Source organism: Raineyella sp. LH-20, assembly GCF_033110965.1.
Classification (GTDB): Bacteria; Actinomycetota; Actinomycetes; order Propionibacteriales; family Propionibacteriaceae; genus Raineyella.
In genome coordinates this window covers 1,027,764-1,045,143 of the sequence record NZ_CP137003.1, presented here as the reverse complement: position 1 = coordinate 1,045,143, position 17,380 = coordinate 1,027,764, and the positions used below count along the sequence as shown (strand labels likewise).

The 17,380-nt window shown below is 69.6% G+C and carries 12 protein-coding genes and 1 pseudogene; 7 read left to right on the top strand and 6 right to left on the bottom strand.

Features of this window, described 5'->3' with window-relative positions; translation table 11 throughout:
• Positions 1-100: 100 nt before the first annotated feature.
• The 6 genes and pseudogenes from R0146_RS04525 (at position 101) to R0146_RS16165 (ending at position 8,952) form a co-directional block, all read left to right on the top strand.
• On the top strand, positions 101-1,084 hold the full coding sequence (locus tag R0146_RS04525; protein WP_317691671.1) for an NAD(P)-dependent alcohol dehydrogenase: 984 nt from the start codon (positions 101-103) through the stop codon (positions 1,082-1,084).
• A 75-nt stretch (positions 1,085-1,159) separates the two neighbouring features.
• Complete coding sequence (locus tag R0146_RS04520) at positions 1,160-1,888, top strand: HNH endonuclease family protein (protein ID WP_317691670.1); 729 nt, start codon at positions 1,160-1,162, stop codon at positions 1,886-1,888.
• Positions 1,889-2,346: 458 nt separating this feature from the next.
• Positions 2,347-3,717 carry a hypothetical protein gene (locus R0146_RS04515; protein WP_317691669.1) on the top strand — a complete coding sequence of 457 codons (1,371 nt, stop codon included), beginning with the start codon at positions 2,347-2,349 and terminating at the stop codon, positions 3,715-3,717.
• 327 nt (positions 3,718-4,044) lie between these two features.
• Complete coding sequence (locus R0146_RS04510; protein ID WP_317691668.1) at positions 4,045-5,697, top strand: RNA-binding domain-containing protein; 1,653 nt, start codon at positions 4,045-4,047, stop codon at positions 5,695-5,697.
• A gap of 537 nt (positions 5,698-6,234) precedes the next feature.
• Positions 6,235-8,262, top strand: a pseudogene (locus R0146_RS04505) (aminodeoxychorismate synthase component I); the annotation flags it as partial.
• Between the two features lie 117 nt (positions 8,263-8,379).
• Positions 8,380-8,952, top strand: coding sequence for an anthranilate synthase component II (locus R0146_RS16165; RefSeq protein WP_411567186.1), 573 nt, complete (start codon positions 8,380-8,382; stop codon positions 8,950-8,952).
• Positions 8,953-9,119: 167 nt separating this feature from the next.
• On the opposite strand, the gene R0146_RS04500 is transcribed toward R0146_RS16165, so the two are convergent.
• Genes R0146_RS04500 through R0146_RS04475 form a run of 6 tightly spaced genes read right to left on the bottom strand, consistent with a single transcriptional unit; the run spans position 9,120 to position 16,232 of the window.
• The gene (locus R0146_RS04500; protein ID WP_317691666.1) at positions 9,120-10,478 is read right to left on the bottom strand and encodes a dihydroorotase; all 1,359 of its coding nucleotides are present in this window, start codon (positions 10,476-10,478) and stop codon (positions 9,120-9,122) included.
• A gap of 46 nt (positions 10,479-10,524) precedes the next feature.
• Positions 10,525-12,018, bottom strand: a complete 1,494-nt coding sequence (locus tag R0146_RS04495) for an aldehyde dehydrogenase (RefSeq protein ID WP_317691665.1) — start codon at positions 12,016-12,018, stop codon at positions 10,525-10,527.
• Positions 12,019-12,038: 20 nt separating this feature from the next.
• Positions 12,039-13,055, bottom strand: a complete 1,017-nt coding sequence (locus R0146_RS04490; protein ID WP_317691664.1) for an amidohydrolase family protein — start codon at positions 13,053-13,055, stop codon at positions 12,039-12,041.
• Positions 13,052-13,672 (bottom strand): cysteine hydrolase family protein, encoded by a 621-nt coding sequence (locus R0146_RS04485; protein ID WP_317691663.1) that lies wholly within the window; start codon positions 13,670-13,672, stop codon positions 13,052-13,054. Before R0146_RS04485 ends, R0146_RS04490 begins: the two co-directional genes overlap by 4 nt.
• On the bottom strand, positions 13,672-14,946 hold the full coding sequence (locus R0146_RS04480; protein WP_317691662.1) for an alpha/beta hydrolase family protein: 1,275 nt from the start codon (positions 14,944-14,946) through the stop codon (positions 13,672-13,674). The genes R0146_RS04485 and R0146_RS04480 overlap by 1 nt, the downstream gene beginning before the upstream one ends.
• Entirely contained in the window at positions 14,943-16,232 is a 1,290-nt protein-coding gene (locus R0146_RS04475) for an MFS transporter (protein WP_317691661.1), read from the bottom strand. Before R0146_RS04475 ends, R0146_RS04480 begins: the two co-directional genes overlap by 4 nt.
• A gap of 129 nt (positions 16,233-16,361) precedes the next feature.
• Here R0146_RS04475 and R0146_RS04470 point away from each other — a divergent pair, with 129 nt between their 5' ends.
• Positions 16,362-17,354, top strand: coding sequence for an asparaginase (locus tag R0146_RS04470; protein WP_317691660.1), 993 nt, complete (start codon positions 16,362-16,364; stop codon positions 17,352-17,354).
• Positions 17,355-17,380: the final 26 nt, after the last annotated feature.

Genomic DNA, 17,380 nt, shown 5'->3' with positions numbered 1-17,380 from the left:
TCCCACTTCTACCAGGACCGGAATGCGGCGTTCATTTCGGCGCGTTGGCACCGGCGACGGCTGCTGATCGCAGCCGGACACCTGTCGGAAGCGAGGAATCATGACGCCGGTACCAGCCACCATGCGAGCCGTCCTGTACGACCGGTACGGTCCGCCGGAGGTGCTCCGGGAAGGCCGTCTGCCGATCCCCGAGCCCGCCGCCGGCGAGGTGGTGGTCAAGGTCCACACCACTTCGGTGAACGGCGGTGAGCTGTTCGGCCGGTCGGGCGCGATGTGGCCGCTGTTGGGCCGTCGTTTTCCCAAGCGGGTCGGCATCGATTTCGTCGGTGAGGTCGCCGGCCTCGGTGGCGGGGTCACCGAGTCGGCGCCGGGCGACCGGGTCTGGGGGACCGTGTCGGAGACGACCTTCGGTGCGGCCGCGGAGTACGTCGCGGTCCCGGCCTGGCGGGTGGCGCCCGCGCCACGGAACCTGTCCGCCGTCGACGCGGTGGCGCTGGTCGCCGGCGGCACCACCAGCATCACGGCACTGACGGAACACGCCCGGCTGCAGCCGGGCGAACGGCTGCTGGTGCGCGGTGCCGCCGGGGGCGTCGGCTCCCTCGCCGTGCAACTCGGCAAGCACCTCGGTGCCGAGGTCACCGGGCTGGCAGGGAAAGCCGCCCTCGACCAGGTCCGTGACCTCGGGGCCGACCAAGCCTTCGACTATCGTACGACCGGCCCTGACGACCTCGGAGCCTTCGACGTCATCGTCGACACCATCGGCCTTCAGCAGCCCCGCTACCGGCGCCTGCTCGCCCCGGGCGGCCGGATGGTCGCCGTCGGTCTCGACCTCGACCGACTGCTCCGCAGCTTCGCGTACGTCGTGTTCTCGCGTGTGTACGGCGGCCGACGGGTCCGGTTCTTCCGCGGCAAGCCGGACCGGCAGTTGCTCACCGAGCTGACCGTGCTCGCGGAGAGCGGCGTGCTGCGGCCGATCGTCGACCGGGTGTATCCCCTTGAGCGGATCGCGGATGCCCATCGTGCGCTGGAGGCGGGCGGGATCCGCGGCAAGGTCGTCGTCACGGTGGACCCCTCCGCTGCGTGAGCGTAGCGGGGCCGGATCGCGGCGACACGCCCGCGATGAGCCCGCAGGACCGCCGGCCAGGCAGACAGTGGAGGGATGCACAGAAGGAAGCGCACCTGGTTGTCCGCCGTCATCCCGCTCGCCGTCATCGTCGTGGTCCTCCTCCGCGGTGGGTTCGGGGCGGACGGGCGGCCCTCGCCGACGCCGACCGACGCCGATGCCGGGTCGTCGGTCGCGGTCTCCTCCGGCGACTACCAGGCCGCCGGTGCCGCCATCGGCCGACTGCGGACGGGCGGCGCCGGCGAGGTCGCGGGCTACGACCGGGCCGCGTTCGGGCAGGCGTGGGCCGACGTCGACCACAACGGCTGCGACACTCGCAACGACATCCTGGCGCGCGACCTGACCGGTGAGACCTTCCGGGACGGCTCGGACTGTGTGGTCGTCAGCGGTGTGCTGTCCGACCCGTACACGCTCGACGCGTCCGGGCAGCCGACCCGGATCGACTTCACCAAAGCGAACGCTTCGGCGGTGCAGATCGACCATGTCGTCCCGCTGAAGGTCGCCTGGGACACCGGTGCCGCCGGCTGGACGGCCGACAAACGCCGCCGACTCGCCAACGACCCCGACAATCTGCTGGCCGTCTCGGGGCCGACAAACAGCTCGAAGGGCGACAAGACCCCAGCGGCGTGGATGCCGCCGAACAAGGGCGCCTGGTGTGCGTACGCGGTGGACTACGTGACGATCGCCGACCGGTACGGGCTGAGCGTGGCGCCCGCCGACCTGGCTCGCCTCAGGGATGGGTTGACGACCTGCCGCAACGGCTGAATCCTCCCTCCGCAGGGGCCGCAGGGGCCGCAGGGGCCGCAGGGGCCGCAGGGCACGAGGGACGAGACGACGCCGGTCGCCGTCACGTTCCAGCGACGTTCCCGCGGGAACGTCGCTGGCGGTGTGTTCACTGTCCGTACGGGACTGCGGTGGTGAGCATCACTCTGCTGCGTGACCACGGTGCGCCCCAACGTACGCCGAACACCCCCCGCACCCACGCGAGCGCAGTGTCGGTGCCGGTCGAGGCTTACTCGCGAGCGACCTCCCGCGCGCTCCTCAAGGCGACGACAGTCTGCGGGTCGGGCTGCCCGACATACGGCTGAAAGGCTGTCGCCGATCCTGCAGTCACGGACTCCCACCGTGTAGGCCATGAGCTCGTGCGTTGTCTGCGCTGCCGAGTACCGTCATCTCTGAAGCACCTCACGGGAGCTTGGCACCCTCGGGAAGTAGGAGCAGCGATGAGCGGCGAGATCGAACTGGTCAGTGACGGTGACGGTTTCGCCGTCGTCGGCTACCCGGCAGACGTGGAGCGGTTCTTCCTGTCGACCGGACTCGAAGAGGTGCCATCGAAGAGCCTTGATCTTCACCGCGTCTGGTCGTACTCGGGGACCGCTGGCGCAGCAGTACAGATTGGAACCGACGTCGCGGCAAACTCCGGGCGGTGGGTGAAGCTGACCGCTGAGTCCGCCGAGGCCGTGAGGAAGTTTGGCCTGATGCCGACGAAGACGCCGGGCGTTAGTCACGCGATGATCGGCCAGCCGGGAGACATCAAGCAGTGGCTTCAGATCGCACAGGTCCCATCCGCCATCCTCTCTGGCCCCTTCGCGCTGACGGCGCTGTCGACAATGATGCAGCAGCGGGCGATGCAGCAGCAGATGGATGAAATCGTCGAGTATCTGCAAGAGCTTGAGGAGAAGGTCGACGACATCCTCCGCGGACAGAAGGACGCGGTGCTAGCGGACATGATTGGCGTTGACCTGATCATCGAGGAGGCCCTCACCGTCCGTGACCAGGTCGGCCGCGTTTCGGAGGTGACGTGGTCGAAGGTGCAGTCGACCTCGATGACGCTCGCTCGCACCCAGGCATATGCACTGCGCCAGCTCGACGCAATTGCGGCGAGGCTGGAAGAGAAGGCGGACCTCGGCGACATCGCCCGGGCGACGAAGGATGCGGAGCCGAAGGTCAGAGAATGGCTCGCCGTGCTTGCCCGTACCTTCCAGCTCCAGGACGGCGTGTCGGTTCTCGAACTCGACCGAGTGCTCGACGCATCGCCAGAGGAAGTCGAAAGCCACCGGCTTGGCCTGATAACCGCGCGGCAGAACCGCCTCGAACATATCGGTCGCAGCACTGCCCGCTTGGTGACCCAGATGGACAAGACAGTCCGACAGGCCAACGCCAAGGTGCTTCTCAACCCCTTCGACTCCCCGGCGGCAGTGAAGGCGAGCAACCAGGTCTCCGGCGGTGTCCTCGACTTCCGCGGCAGGCTCGGTATCGAGTCTCGGTACGAGTCGAAGGATGCGAAGCGGTGGGGCCAGGCGGCCGGGGAGGTCATGGAGAAGGTCCTGGTGTCCACCTCAGACGGTGCCGCTGCCGCTAAGCGAATCAGCGACCAAACCGTCGACCGTGTCACCGAGGCGTTCCGGGCCGTTGATATCGACGGCGACGGCATCCCCGATCAGCCTCGCGCAGTTGCCGCCGCCGAGCAAGCCAGCGCCGCGCTCAAGGGCGCTGCGGCGGGTATCGCAGGTGCGTTCGGCACCCTGTTCCAGAGGGAGGTCGCTGCGCCAGCCGAAGAAGTCGGTGCGGAGTCTGCAGATGACGCGCACTGAGCCTCGTTCGTGACGGCAGGCAATGACGACCGGCCCTGGCCTGAGACCCCGAAAGCGCGGATACGCTCGCACTTCGGGGCGTTCCCATGACTGGGCCGCGACGGGTGACCTCGGCGACGGCAACATCGTCATCCGCATCGTCGAACTCCGCGCGACTTGCCGTTTTCCCGCCGGACATTACGAGGATTCTCAGTTCGTGCGTGATGCGGCCACTGGTGACGAGGAATCGGGCGAATGGCTCCTGTGACGTTCCCGCGGGAACGTCACAGGACGGTGTGCTTGCCGTCGCCCGACCAACCGCGACATTCCAGGTCGAGGAGAGTAAGTATGGACGCAAGTAACCTCAGTACGCTGCTCAATGACCTCATTGCGGCGTGGGAGAACGAAGTCGTTGAATTCAAAGCCGTAGGTGACAGTTACTCGACCTCCGAAATCGGTAAGTACTTCTCAGCCCTTTCCAATGAGGCTAATCTGCGTGGTGTCGACCGCGCGTGGCTCGTGTTCGGCATTGACAACAAGCGTCGCGCCGTCGTTGGTAGCGACTACCGCCTGGGTCGTGAGCGTCTGAATGCCTTGAAGAACGATATTGCCAATGGAACCGAGCCCCGCACCTCGTTCCATGAAATCCACGAACTCAACCATTCTGGCGGTCGAGTCCTTCTCTTCGAGGTCGCGCCGTCGCCTCGCGGCATCCCGATCTCCTGGAATGGCCACTACTACGCCCGTAACGGCGAGAGCCTCGGATCGCTGGCCCTCACAAAGCTCGATGAGATCCGACAGCAAGACGCGGGTGAAGACTGGTCCGCTGTTGTCCTGCCGAGCGCGACAATCGACCACCTCGACCCGGGCGCCCTTGTGGCGGCACGTGCGGCCTTCGCCACGCGCCACCCGCGCTTGGACCCGGAAGAGGTCGCAGCTTGGAGCGACGCAGCCTTCCTTGAACGGGCGAAGCTCACGGTCAGCGGCGGCATCACCCGCGCTGCGGTCCTTCTGCTCGGCCGGGCGGAGTCAGCACACCTTCTCTCCCCGCTGCTCGCCGAGATCACGTGGAAGCTCACCGGCGCCGAACAGGCCTATGAACATTTCGGGCTACCGTTCTTCTTGAATACGAGCAAGGTTAACGAGCGCATTCGAAACGTCCAGGTTCGACTGCTTCCGCCAGGAACGCTCATTCAAACCGAGATTCAGAAATATGATCGTCAGAGTGTCCTGGAAGCTATCCACAATTGTGTGGCACACATGGACTACCGCACTGGGTCGCGAATCAATGTCATCGAATACGTGGATCGCGTCGTCCTGGAGAATGCCGGTTCTTTCTTCGACGGGAGTCCCGAAGAGTACGTCACAGAGAGCCGAATGCCGAAGAGGTACCGCAATCCGTTCCTTGTCAATGCGATGACCGAGCTGAACATGATTGACCGCATGGGCTTCGGAATCCAGCGGATCAATCTGTCGCAAGTCAGGCGCTTTCTCCCTTTGCCGGACTACGACCTGAACGAAGTCGGTGCGGTAAAGCTCACCATCTACGGCGCGGTGATTGACACGAACTACAGTGAGCAGTTGATGCAGCACGAGGATCTGCCGCTGGAAGATGTTCTTGCACTCGACCGAGTCCAGAAGAAGTTGCGTATAACGAAGGAGGCTGCGGCCCGGCTGAAGCGAACTCACCTGATTGAGGGCCGCAGCCCCCACCTGCACGTCTCGTCGGTGGTGGCAGCCGCGACGGACACCATGGCTGAGTACCTTCGCACGCGGGGACAGTCTGACGACTTCTACGCCAAGCTCGTGGTCGACTACTTGGCTGGTGTTGGCGGGGCGAGCCGTCAGAACATCAACGAGCTTCTGTGGGACAAGCTCAGTGACGCGCTTGATGATAAGCAGAAGCGGAACAAGATCAGGAACCTACTATCGAAGATGCGCAGGGGGCGTCAGATCCGCAACGCTGGGTCCCAGCAGAAGCCGCGCTGGGAGCTTGTCTAGCGGGCAGCGCCGTAGACATCCTGCTAGACATGTCGTAGACATGCTGGGCGCGCCCGAAGGGCGTTTTCGCAAGCCACCGCGTTGGTCCTTCATGTCTAGCCACTCTCTCTGGAGACCACGTGCCTCCCGCGGGGCCCCTGCTCCCCGCCTCTTCCGCTCGGCAGGCAGTGGTTGCACAGGCGTCACTGCCGCCGGGGCGGTCGGCATCCCAGCGCGAGGACCCTTCGAGGATGCCTGCGGACCATCCGCCGACTGCAGAGGTGACGAGGTCCGGAGGTGGGAGATCAGCGGCTGGTTCCTGCGATGTTCCGCGGGAAGGGTCGCAGGACCGGCCACCTGCTGGCCCGAAATGCGTACGTGAACCCGAGGATGGCCTACGTCCCTTCATGTCGTTGTCGGCTGGGAGCAGGTCGAGGGCGGCCGACGCGAAGTCGGCTCGCCTGTGGGTGAGGGGTGATACTTAGGTGGTGCTGACCTTCCCGGTGTCGACGGTGAACAGTCGGTGTCCAAGGAACCCGGCGCCACGGTGAATCGGCGATGACGATGACGAAGCCTGAGCCGGCTCGGCGGCGGCTCGACCTGCCGTACGATCCGCTCGAGGTCCTCCGGGCCGCCCTCGGCCGCGACCGACTCGTCGCACTCCTCGGCGCGTGGCACCACGGCGAGGCGCTGATCGCGTTCGAGCCGTCGCGAGTGCTGCGCGACGACGAGGACCCCTTCGCCGACATCTCACTGCCCCGGGTGACCGGCGCTGACGACACCGTCGGCGGCGGCTGGATCGGCGTGTGGGGGTACCGGCTCGGAGGGCGCCTCGAGGTGCTGCCCGACACGCGGCCGCGCCCGCAGCCCCAACCGGAGCACGTGCTCGGCTACTACGACCACGTGCTGCGGTTCACCGACGGGGTGTGGTGGGCCGAGGGGCTGCGGGGCGACGCGGCGCTGGCGGCGTACGTCGACGACGTGACGGCGATGCTGGCAGCGCCGGGTCAGGAGCGTACGTACGCGCTCGGCGGGTTCGAGATGACGCCGTCGGCGGACGACCACCGTGCTGCTGTGGCGCGTGTGGTCGAGCACATCGAGGCCGGCGACATCTTCCAGGCCAACCTGTGTCTGCGCCTGGAGGCGTCCTTCGCCGGGGACCCGCTCGACGTGTTCTGCGCGGGCGTCGGCACGCTGACCCCGGCGTACGCCGCGTTCGTCTCGTGGGACGGCGGCGCGATCGCGAGCTTCTCGCCCGAGTTGTTCCTGCGGCGGATCGGCGACGACGTGCTGACGTCGCCGATCAAGGGCACGGCGCCCTTGGAGACCGACCCCGGCGACCTGGTCGCCTCCGCCAAGGACCGGGCGGAGAACGTGATGATCGTCGACCTGATGCGCAACGACCTGGGCCGCGTCTGCGTGCCCGGCACGGTGCGGGTGCCGGCCGTCGCGCGCGCCGAGCGGCATGCCGTGTGGCACCTGGTGTCCGATGTCGTCGGTCACCTGGCCGCAGGCGTCGACGACGGGGACCTGTTGCGGGCGACCTTCCCGCCCGGGTCGGTCACCGGTGCCCCCAAGGTCAGCGCCATGGAGCTGATCGACGCCTGCGAGGCGTCGGCTCGGGAGGCCTACACCGGCGCGATCGGGCACGTCAGTCCGTGCGCGGGGCTGGAACTGAACGTCGTGATCCGCACCTTCGAGTTCGCCGGTGGCCGGGTCTGGTTGGGCGTCGGGGGAGGGATCGTGGCCGATTCCCACCCGCAGGCCGAGTACGAGGAGTGCTTGGTCAAGGCGCGTCCGCTGCTGGCCGCGATCGGCGGCGCGCTTGCGGTCGACCCCCCGGCGCCGGCGAGGCCGGGGGCGCCCCGGATCGCGTCACCTGCCGCCACGTCACTCCCGGTCGACATCTCGCGCCCTGTCGACATCCCACGCACTGTCGACAGGGCGCGCGGAGTGTTCACCACCCTGCTGGTGCGCGACGGCGCACCGGTCGACCTCGAGGCACACATCGCCCGGCTCGATGCCAGCACCCGCGCGCTCTACGGTCGTACGATCCACGCCGGGCTGGCGGACGCCGTACGACGGACGGCGTCGGGGCTGGTCGGCCCGCATCGGTTGCGGATCGACGCGGTGCCTGTGCCCGATGCCGCCGTGCCCGATGCCGCCGTGCCCGATGCCGCCGTGCCCGATGCCGCCGTGCCCGCTGCCGCCGAGCTACGGATCCGTCTCTCGTCGGCCGTCCTGGAGCCGGCCGGCGCGACCTGGCGGCTGACGCCGCGGATCGTCGCCGGCGGGATCGGCGCGCACAAGTGGGCCGACCGACGCGGGTTCGAGCCCGACGACCTGATCCTCGACACCGATGGCAGCGTGCTGGAGACCGGCCGCGCCACCATCTTCGTCGTGCTCGACGACGGTGTGCACACCCCGCCGCTGGATGGCCGGATCCTGCCCGGCACCGCCCGTGCCCGCCTCGTCGAACAGTTGCGTGTGGCCGGCATCCCGGTGGTCCAGCGCCGCCTGACCACCGGTGACCTCGCCGCCGCGTCCGAGGTGTTCGCGGTCAACGCGCTGCGCGGCGTGGTGCCGGTGACAGAGGTCGAGGGGGTGGGGCACTGGTCGCCCGGTCCGGTCGCCGCCGCCCTCGCCGCCGGAGGGCCGAGCGCGGTCCCGAAGTTCGGTGTCCGGCCCCGGCCGGCGGCCCGGGTGCTCCTGCTCGACAACTACGACTCGTTCGTCTACAACCTGGCGCAGTACCTCGGCGAGTGGGGAGCTGCGACCGAGGTGGTTCGCAACGACGCGGTCAGCGTCGACGAGTTGCTGGCGCAGCGGGCGGCGGGAGCGTTCACCCACCTCATCGTGTCCCCGGGGCCCGGCACGCCGGCCGAGGCCGGCATCAGCGTCGAGGCCGTTCGCCGGCTGGCGCCCTCGACCCCGATCCTCGGGGTGTGCCTGGGACATCAGGCGATCGGCGAAGCGTACGGCGCAACGGTCGTCCGCGCGCCCGAGGTCGTGCACGGCAAGCCGTCGCTGATCCACCACGACGGGCACGGGCTGTACGCGGGCCTGCCGACGCCGCTGACCTGTGCCCGCTACCACTCACTCGTCCTCGACGAGACGACGTTGCCGCCCGACCTCCTGGTGACGGGCCGCACCGCCTCGGGCGTGGTGATGGGCGTACGACACGCGACACTGCCCGTCGAAGGCGTGCAGATGCATCCCGAGTCGATCCTCACCACGTACGGCCACGAGATGCTGGCCAACTTCCTCGCGCCCTGACGGCCAGTCAGCCAGTCGGCCGGTCGCCCTGACGGCCGGGCCGTCAGGGTCGGCAGCCGGTCGGGTCGGAGGCCGGCCAGGTCGGAGGGCGGCCAGGTCGCTGGGACCGGCAGGGCCGGGCCGGGGCAGGCTGAGGCGACCGGGGAGGCCCGCGCCCGACCCGGCGGTCAGCGGGCGCCGGCCCCCGCCAGGAAGCCGCCGCCACGTCCCCCGACGACGGCGCCGTCTGCTGCGACCAGCCGACCGCGCAGGTAGGTCTGCAGCACGCGGCCGGTCACCGTACGACCGGCGAACGGCGTCCACCCCGCCTTCGAGAGCACGGTCTCGTCGCTCAGCGTGTGGGTCGCCGCGGGGTCCACCACCAGCAGGTCGGCGTCGCGACCGACGGCGATCCGGCCCTTGCGGCCGTCGAGACCGTAGATCCGTGCCGGCTCGTCGCTGTAGACCCGGGCGACGTCCTCGTAGGACAACGACCCCCGGGCCGCCGCGTCGAGCAGGACCGCGTAGGTGCTGTCCAGCCCCGGCAGACCGAAGTGGACGTCCCAGATCGAGCCGGCAGCCTTCTGCTCCCGCGTGGACGGCGCGTGATCGGTCGACATGTGCGTCAGCACGCCGTGCCGCAGCAGCGCCCACATCTCCTCCTCGTCCGCCGTGCTGCGGGCGCGGGCGGGCGGCGTGAACTTGCGCAGCGCGCCGTGCTCGAGCGCCTCGGCCTCCCGGAGCAGGAAGTACTGCGGGCAGCCCTCGGCGTTGATCCGCGCTCCGCGGGCGCGCTCGGCCTGCAGGTAGGAGGCCACCTCGGGGTTGCTCACGTGGGCCACCGTCGCCCGTGCACCGGTCTTCCGGACGAGCAGCGCGGCGACGGCTGCGGCGACGAGCTCGGCGTCGCGGTTGCGCCAGGCGGACACGATCGCGCCGTCCTCGCGGCCCTCCTCCCGCAGCAGCGCCTCGGCGGCCGCGGTCAGCGACTCGTCTTCGCAGTGGAGCAGGCTGACGGCGTCGACCTCGGCCGTCGCCGCGAGATGCGCCCGCAGTGCCCCGGCGTCATGCCCGGCGATCCCGTGCGTGGTGCAGGTGAAGACCTTGAAGAACGCGACGCCGGCCGCCCACAGCCGGGCGACCTCGCCCGAGGCGCCGGGCCAGGCGTGCGCGGCCAGACCGAAGTCGACGTACGACCGGTCGGCGAGGTAGGCGACCTTCTCCTCGAGGTCCGCCACCGAGCGCACCGGGCGCCCGTGCGAGTGCTCGATGATCGTGGTGACACCCGACACCGCGGCCGCGGCCGTGCCGGTCGGGAAGTCCTCACGCGTCGGATCGCCGGGATCCATCAAGTGCACGTGGGTGTCCACGCCGCCGGGCATCACCAGCAGCCCGTCGGCGTCGACAACGTGATCGACGTCGTGGTCGGCCGCGGCGATCGTCCCGATCGCCGCGATCCGGCCGCCGCTGACGCCGATGTCGGCCCGCCGACGCCCCTGCGGGGTGACGACGGTGCCGTTGCGGATCGCGAGCTCGAAGTGCGTCATCGTGTGCTCCTGTCTGGGGGAGGATCGACCGGGCGGATCGCCGCGATCATGAGTACCGCATCGGTTCGGTGGTGCCGAACCAGTCGGCGCCGGAGGGTGCCGTGTTGATCACGGTGCTCTTCATCTGGGTGTACGCGTGGAAGGCCTCGATGGCGTTCTCCGACCCGATGCCGCTGTCCTTCATGCCGCCCCAGGGCGAGGCGGGGTCGACCCGGTGGTGGTCGTTGATCCAGACGATCCCGATGTCGAGCCGGTCGACCATCCGCAGCCCGCGTGCGGTGTCGTGGGTCCAGATCGACCCGGCCAGGCCGAAGTCGGCGTCGTTGGCGAGACGGATCGCGTCCTCCTCGTCATGGAAGGGGACGACCACCGCGACCGGTCCGAAGACCTCCTGGCGCCAGATGTCGTGCGACGTGGTCACCTCGGTGAGGATCGTCGGCAGGTAGTACTGCCCGGCCGCGAGCGCCGGATCCTCCGGGACCCGGCCACCGGCCGCCACGGTCACGCCCTGGGCACGCGCCTGCTCGACGGCCGAGGCGACGCGGTCCCGCTGGACCGCCGACACGAGCGGCCCGATCTGGGTGGCGGTGTCCGCCGGGTCCCCGAGCCGCAGACCCCCGACCCGCTCGAGCAGCCGCGCGAGGAAGGCGTCGTACGCCGTGTCCTGCACCAGGATCCGGGAGCCCTGCACGCAGGTCTGCCCGGTCGCGATGAACGACGCGAAGAGCGCCCCGGCGACCGCGTCGTCGAGCGGCGCGTCGTCGAAGACGATCACCGGCGCCTTCCCGCCCAGCTCGGCGGTCACCGGGATGAGTCGGCGGCCGGCCTCGGCGGCGATGACCCGGCCCGTCTCGGTGCCGCCGGTGACGTCGAGCTTGTCGATCCCGCGGTGCTCGGACAGGGCGCGTCCGGTGGTGGCACCGGCCCCGGTCACGACGTTCACCACGCCGGTGGGCACGCCGGCCTCCTCCAGCAGCCGGGCGAGCTCGAGCGGGACGAGCGGCCCGAGCTCGCTCGGCTTGATGACGACGCTGTTGCCGGCGGCGACGGCGACCGACACCTTCTTCATGGTGATCAGCAGCGGGTGGTTCCACGGCGTGATGAGTCCGGCGACGCCGATCGGGACGCGGCGGATCAGGTTCACCTGCCCGGCGCCGACATCGGGCACCGAGCCGCGATCGGTCTGAGCGACGGCACCGAAGTATTCGAGCCACTCGGGAAGACGGGCCAGCTGGGCGCGCATCTCGCGGATCGGCCGGCCGATCTGTTCGGTCTCCAGCGCGGCCAGGTCGTGGACACGCTCCGACAGCAGCGCGGCCGCGCGGTTGAGCACCCGTGCCCGCTCGCGCGGGGCGATCCCTCGCCAGCGCCGGTCCTCGAAGGACCGTCGGGCGGCGGTGACCGCGCGATCCACGTCGCCGGGACTCGCGTGGGCGATCCGGGCCACCGTACGACCCGTCACCGGGCTGACCACGTCCATCGTCGCGTGGTCCTCGGCCGGGACCGGGCGACCGTCGATATGCAGAAGGGCTTCGCGCATCGTTCTCTCGCTTTCGTGGGTCATTTCGTGCTGGCGCCGGCCGGCCCGGTCGTGCCCAGGCCGAACAGGCGGCGGGCGTTGAGCTCGCCGATCGCGCGTCGGGTCTCCTCGTCGGTGACCGCCGCGAGCTGCGTCGCGAGGCTGCCGCCGGCCATGTCGAAGGGCTCATCGGTGCCGTACAGCACGCGGTCGGCGCCGACCCGCTCCACCAGCCACCGGGTCGCCTCGGCACTGTGGGTGATGGTGTCGTAGTGGAACCGGCGGGCGTAGTGGCTCGGCTCGTGCAGTGGCGTACGGGCCTCGGGCCGCACCCGGTAGCCGTGGTCGAGCCTGCCGAGCTGGTAGGGCAGGTGTCCACCGCCGTGCACCAGCAGCAGGTCGAGGGTCGGCAACTGGTCGAGCGCCCCCGACAGGATCAGCCGGGAGGCCGACACCGCCGTCTGCCAGGGGTTGCCCTGCAGGTTGGTGAGGTAGAAGTCGTTCAGTGGCCCGGGCGCGGACCCGACGTAGTACGGATGGATCTCCAGCGGCACGCCCAGCTCCTGGGCCGCCGCCAGCACCGGGCGGAGGGCGTCGCCGTCCAACGGGACGCCCTCCGCCTGCGGGCCGATCTCGGCGCCCCGCAGGCCCAGCTCGGTCACCGCGCGCCGCAGCTCGGCGACAGCGGCGTCCGGATCCTGCAGCGGCAGCGTGGCCAGGCCGGTGAAGGTCTCCGGCGCCTGCGCGCCGAGCCGCGCGATCGCGTCGTTGATCCGGCGCGCGGCATCGACGGCCTCGTCCGCGTGGGCCCAGTAGAGGAACAGCGGCGGGGCGACCGACAGCACCGCGGCATCGGTCCCCTGGGCGTGCATCGTGGTGAGCCGGGCCTCGAGATCGTAGAAGCCGGGCAGCAGCGGATAGCGGTATCCCTGACGGTGCACCACCCACTCCTGCCCGTCCACCGTCTCGGTGCGGATGCCGTCCGGACCGTCGCCGGAGCGGAAGGCCTCCACGATCTCCTGCGGGATCACATGGGCGTGGACGTCGATGGTGCTCACAGTGCTGCGACGATCTCCGCGCCGGTGGCCACCCAGCCGAACGCCTGGGCGATCACGGCGAGGGCGGGCTCGTGCAGCCTGCGGTCCATGGTGTCCACACCGTCGGAGGCGACGACCACCGTGAAGTCACGTACGTTCGCCGCGATGGTCGTGGCGAGCACGCAGCTGTTCGTATTGATGCCGAAGAGGATCACCGTCTCGATGCCGCGGCTGCGCAACGCCAGTTCCAGCGGGGTCAGGTAGAAGCAGTCGTACCGCTTCTTGCCGTAGATGATCACGTCGCTCTCGTCGAGGACCGACGGCATGACCTGCAGCCCCGGGCTGCCCGGAAGCTGGTGGCGCAGCACGTTCGCCCGGGTGGCTCCGGTGCCGGCGACCGAGGCCCACCACGGGTTCGCGGAGATCTCCTCGACCGCCGAGTAGGAGGTCACCACGTGGATCACCGGCAGGCCGCGGTCGCGCAGCTCGCGGATGATCGCGGCGCTGTGCTCGGTCACCTCGGCTGCGCGGTCGGCCGGGATCGGCATCGTCGCGACGGCCGGGTCGAGGTGGCCGCGGTGCATGTCGATGGTGACGACGGCGGTGCGGGCGGGGTCGATGGCGGGAAGGGTGCTCATCAGTGGGTCTCCTTGGGGTGGGTGCGGTGTTCCACGGCGCCGGTGGAGGTGACGTAGTCGAAGGTGTCCGTGGCGGGGATGCCGGCCAGCCGGTCGAGCAGCCAGTCGGCGGCGTACGCGAACCAGTTCGGCCCGGCGACGACGGACGGGGTCGGGAAGGACAGGGCGTGGCGTCCCTGCGCGTAGACCAGCAGGGGCGACGGCCCGCCGGCGAGGCGCGCGAGCTCATAGCTGTGCTCCACCGGCGACAGCTCGTCGGCGTCCCCGGCGACGACCAGCCACGGCACGGTCATCCCGGACACCTGGTCGCGCAGATCGAGGTGGGTGACCATCTCGTCGAACGCCGCCTCGTCCTCCTCGAGGCCGCTCATCCACATGAAGCGGGCCTTGAACGAGGGGGAGGCCGCCTCGAAGATCCCGTGCCCGCCGGGCTCGTGACAGACCAGGCCGACGGCGGCACCCCGCATCGTGGGCTGCGAGGCGGCGATCTGGGTCATCCAGTACGAGCCGAACGACAGTCCGTAGCCGACGATCTGCTCGGCATCGACGTCGGCCCGGTCGCGGGCCCAGCCGAACAGCGCCTCGCCGGCATCGATCCAGGCGGTCGGGGTGAAGTCGACGCCACGGATCGGGGCCTCGCCCTGCCCGGGGCCGTCGAACGCGAGGATGGAGAACCCGCGCTCGAGGAACTTGTCGCCGTACATGCTGACGTTGAGTTCCTTCGCCTGATCCATGCCGCCGCAGGAGAGCAGCAGCGGGAGCGGCTCGTCGCCGGCGCCCACCGGGCGGTGGTACCAGGCCGGCAGGAATCCGTCGCCGAAGGGGATCTCGACCCGCTCGACGTGGTGGTCGGCCAGCGTGGCGTACGTCGCGTACGCCGCGTTCTTGGCGTCGTCGAGCGCGATCAGCTCCGGCGTCGTCTTCCAGATCGACCACTCGGCCGTCGAGTACAGCACGGCGGCGTGGAAGAAGTGCTCGCGTGCGGTCACTGTGCGGCCGGCGGCGAGGGCCTTCTCACCGAGTCCCCGTCGGCGGTCGGCCAGGTCGCGGAAGACCGGCACCAGGTCGCTGAACTTGTTGATCCGGCCGAGCGCGAGCTGGAAGTCGGTGTTGCCGTCGAGCCCCATCGGGCGCAGCGTGTACGCGATGCGGGGCTGATCCCACTCCAGGCCGTCGGTGCGCAGCACGGAGTCGATGATCCAGCGCTGCTCGTGCCAGCGGCGCGGCCCGCCGGGGGCCGGGGGCCGGGGCGCGGGGGACGAGGGGGAGGTCATGCTGCTGCCGCCTTACGTGCGTTCGACTGCTGATCGAGTCGGATGAAGAGGACCGCGATGATGGCGATGATCGGGATGAGACCGAGCTGGACGATGCCGGCCCCGCCCCAGCCGAGCTGCTTGACGAGTGCCGAGAAGAGGATCCCGGCGAAGGCGGCCGGGATGTAGAAGAGGCTCACGAAGATGCCCGAGGCACGGCCGACGAGCTCCGGGCGTACGGCCCGTTGGATGGCGGCGTAGATGTTGACGAAGCAGATGCCGCTCGCCACGACGCCCTCGGCGAAGGACAGCACGAGCTGGGCCGCGAATCCGGTCGGGCCGTTGAAGATCAGGAACCCGACGCCGCAGCCGGCGAGGAGAGTGACGACGAGGAACCACTTCAGGTTGACCCGGTCACCGATCCAGCCGGCAGGGATGCCGAGGAGCGCACCCAGGCCGAACATGCTCGCTGTGGTGCCCGCCTGCAACTGCGTGAAGCCGAGCTTCGTCTGGAGGAAGGTCGGGTAGAGGCCGATGTAGCCGTACATCGCCAGGCCGACGGCCGCCGCGGCGATGGCGAGGAGCACGATGTTGCGCGTCAGCAGGCCGGCCGGCACATGGTTGTACTCGTGCGCCGCTGTGACGACCGTGGCTTCCTCGCGTTCGGTGAAGGATTCCCTGATGAACAGCGCGATCAGGATGATCATGAAGACGCCGATGCCACCGTAGAGATAGAACGGCGTACGCCATCCGTGGATCGCGAGCAACGCGCCGAGCTGGGGCCCGAGGTAGCCGCCGACGCCATAGGCGAAGTTCAGTGTGCCGAGCGCCATCGCGCGATTCGCGAAGAAGAATGCTCCGACCGCGGCGAACAGCGAGGCGTTCTGCATGGCCTCCCCCACACCGGAGAGCGCGCGGTAGGCGAACATGTCGGCGAACCCGTGCGACACGGCGGTCAGCAGGGTGAACGCGGAGTAGATTCCGATCCCGATCATGATGACGGCCTTGCGGGACAGCCGGTCCAGCAGGAAGCCGGTCGGGATCCCGGCGACCCCGATGCCCAGGGTGAAGATGGTCGACAACCACCCTGCCCTCCCGAGGTCGAAGCCGAACTCGTGGTTGACGCTGGGAAGCACCACGGGGAAGACCTGTCGGTCCATCGCGTTGACGACGTAGGAGAGTGCCAGCAACACCAGGCTGGCGATGGCGACCGTGCGGCCGATCGGGATGGCCGCACCGCGGGCAGTAGGCGCGGCGGCACCGCGGGTGATCGGTTCGGGGGCTGCGCTGCGATCTTTGGTGGACACTACGACTCCTCATCGGTGAGGGACAACGGCTGAGCGGATCGTATAATCTGCATTGTGTATTATGTGAACACCCGCCGGGGAGAGTCAAGGGTGACGTCTCCGGCATCGTCGCCGCGAAAGGAAACGATGATGTCTCCGTCCGTCCCCCTCCCTACGGTGCTGTTCGCCTCGTTGGGCGGCACCATTTCGATGACCGGCGCCGACGGCGTGGTGCCGTCCCTCACCGCCGCCGACGTGATCGCGGCGGCTCCCGGGATCGATACGATCGCGACGATCGAAGCGTCGACCGTCGTGACGATCCCGGGCGCCTCCTTGACCTTCCGGCACCTCGAGGAGCTGCTCGCCGTGGCGCGTCACGCGGTGGACTGTGGTGCCGTCGGTGTGGTCGTCTCGCAGGGCACCGACACGATCGAGGAGACGGCGTACTACCTGGGACTGCGCTGGGACCGGGACGAGCCGCTCGTCGTCACCGGGGCCATGCGTCCCCTGCACGCGCTGTCGACCGACGGCCCCTCGAACGTGGCCGCGGCGGTGATCGTCGCCTGCGACGAAGCCGCCCGCGGGATCGGCGTCACTGTCGTCCTCAACGAGGAGGTGCACGCCGCCGCCTGGGTGCGCAAGGAGCACTCGTCCGCGCTCGGCGCCTTCCGTTCGCACCCCGGACCGCTGGGGTATGTCGTGGAGGGCCGGTTCGAGCAGGTCGTGCGGGCCCAGGCGCGGCCGAGTGTGCCGGCGCCGCTGCGGGACGATGTCCGCGTCGCCTTCCTGGGGACCGGCCTGGACGACGACGGCACCGCTGTCCGCGCGGTGATCGCCGCCGGGGTCGACGGGCTGGTCGTGGACGGATTCGGCGCCGCCCACCTGCCCGAGCGGGTGGCCGCGGCGATCACCGAGGCCGCGCAGACGGTGCCGGTCGTCGTGAGCTCGCGCACCGGCGCGGGGCGTACGCTCCGCTCGACGTACGGGTTCAAGGGGTCCGAACGCGACCTCGCCCAACGGGGCGCGATCCTTTCCGGCTGGCTCGACGGGCGCAAGAGCCGTACGCTGCTCCGCGCCCTCCTCGCGGCGGAGCTGCCGCCGGACCAGGTGCGCGCCGCGTTCCTCGCGCACGGCGAACTGTAGCGGGGTGTGCTGCCGATCGAAGATAC

Coding starts and splice junctions, on each gene's coding strand:
- R0146_RS04525 (WP_317691671.1), top strand. CDS start 101: ATGACGCCGGTACCAGCCACCATGCGAGCCGTCCTGTACGACCGGTAC.
- R0146_RS04520 (WP_317691670.1), top strand. CDS start 1,160: ATGCACAGAAGGAAGCGCACCTGGTTGTCCGCCGTCATCCCGCTCGCC.
- R0146_RS04515 (WP_317691669.1), top strand. CDS start 2,347: ATGAGCGGCGAGATCGAACTGGTCAGTGACGGTGACGGTTTCGCCGTC.
- R0146_RS04510 (WP_317691668.1), top strand. CDS start 4,045: ATGGACGCAAGTAACCTCAGTACGCTGCTCAATGACCTCATTGCGGCG.
- R0146_RS04500 (WP_317691666.1), bottom strand. CDS start 10,478: ATGACGCACTTCGAGCTCGCGATCCGCAACGGCACCGTCGTCACCCCG.
- R0146_RS04495 (WP_317691665.1), bottom strand. CDS start 12,018: ATGCGCGAAGCCCTTCTGCATATCGACGGTCGCCCGGTCCCGGCCGAG.
- R0146_RS04485 (WP_317691663.1), bottom strand. CDS start 13,672: ATGAGCACCCTTCCCGCCATCGACCCCGCCCGCACCGCCGTCGTCACC.
- R0146_RS04480 (WP_317691662.1), bottom strand. CDS start 14,946: ATGACCTCCCCCTCGTCCCCCGCGCCCCGGCCCCCGGCCCCCGGCGGG.
- R0146_RS04470 (WP_317691660.1), top strand. CDS start 16,362: ATGTCTCCGTCCGTCCCCCTCCCTACGGTGCTGTTCGCCTCGTTGGGC.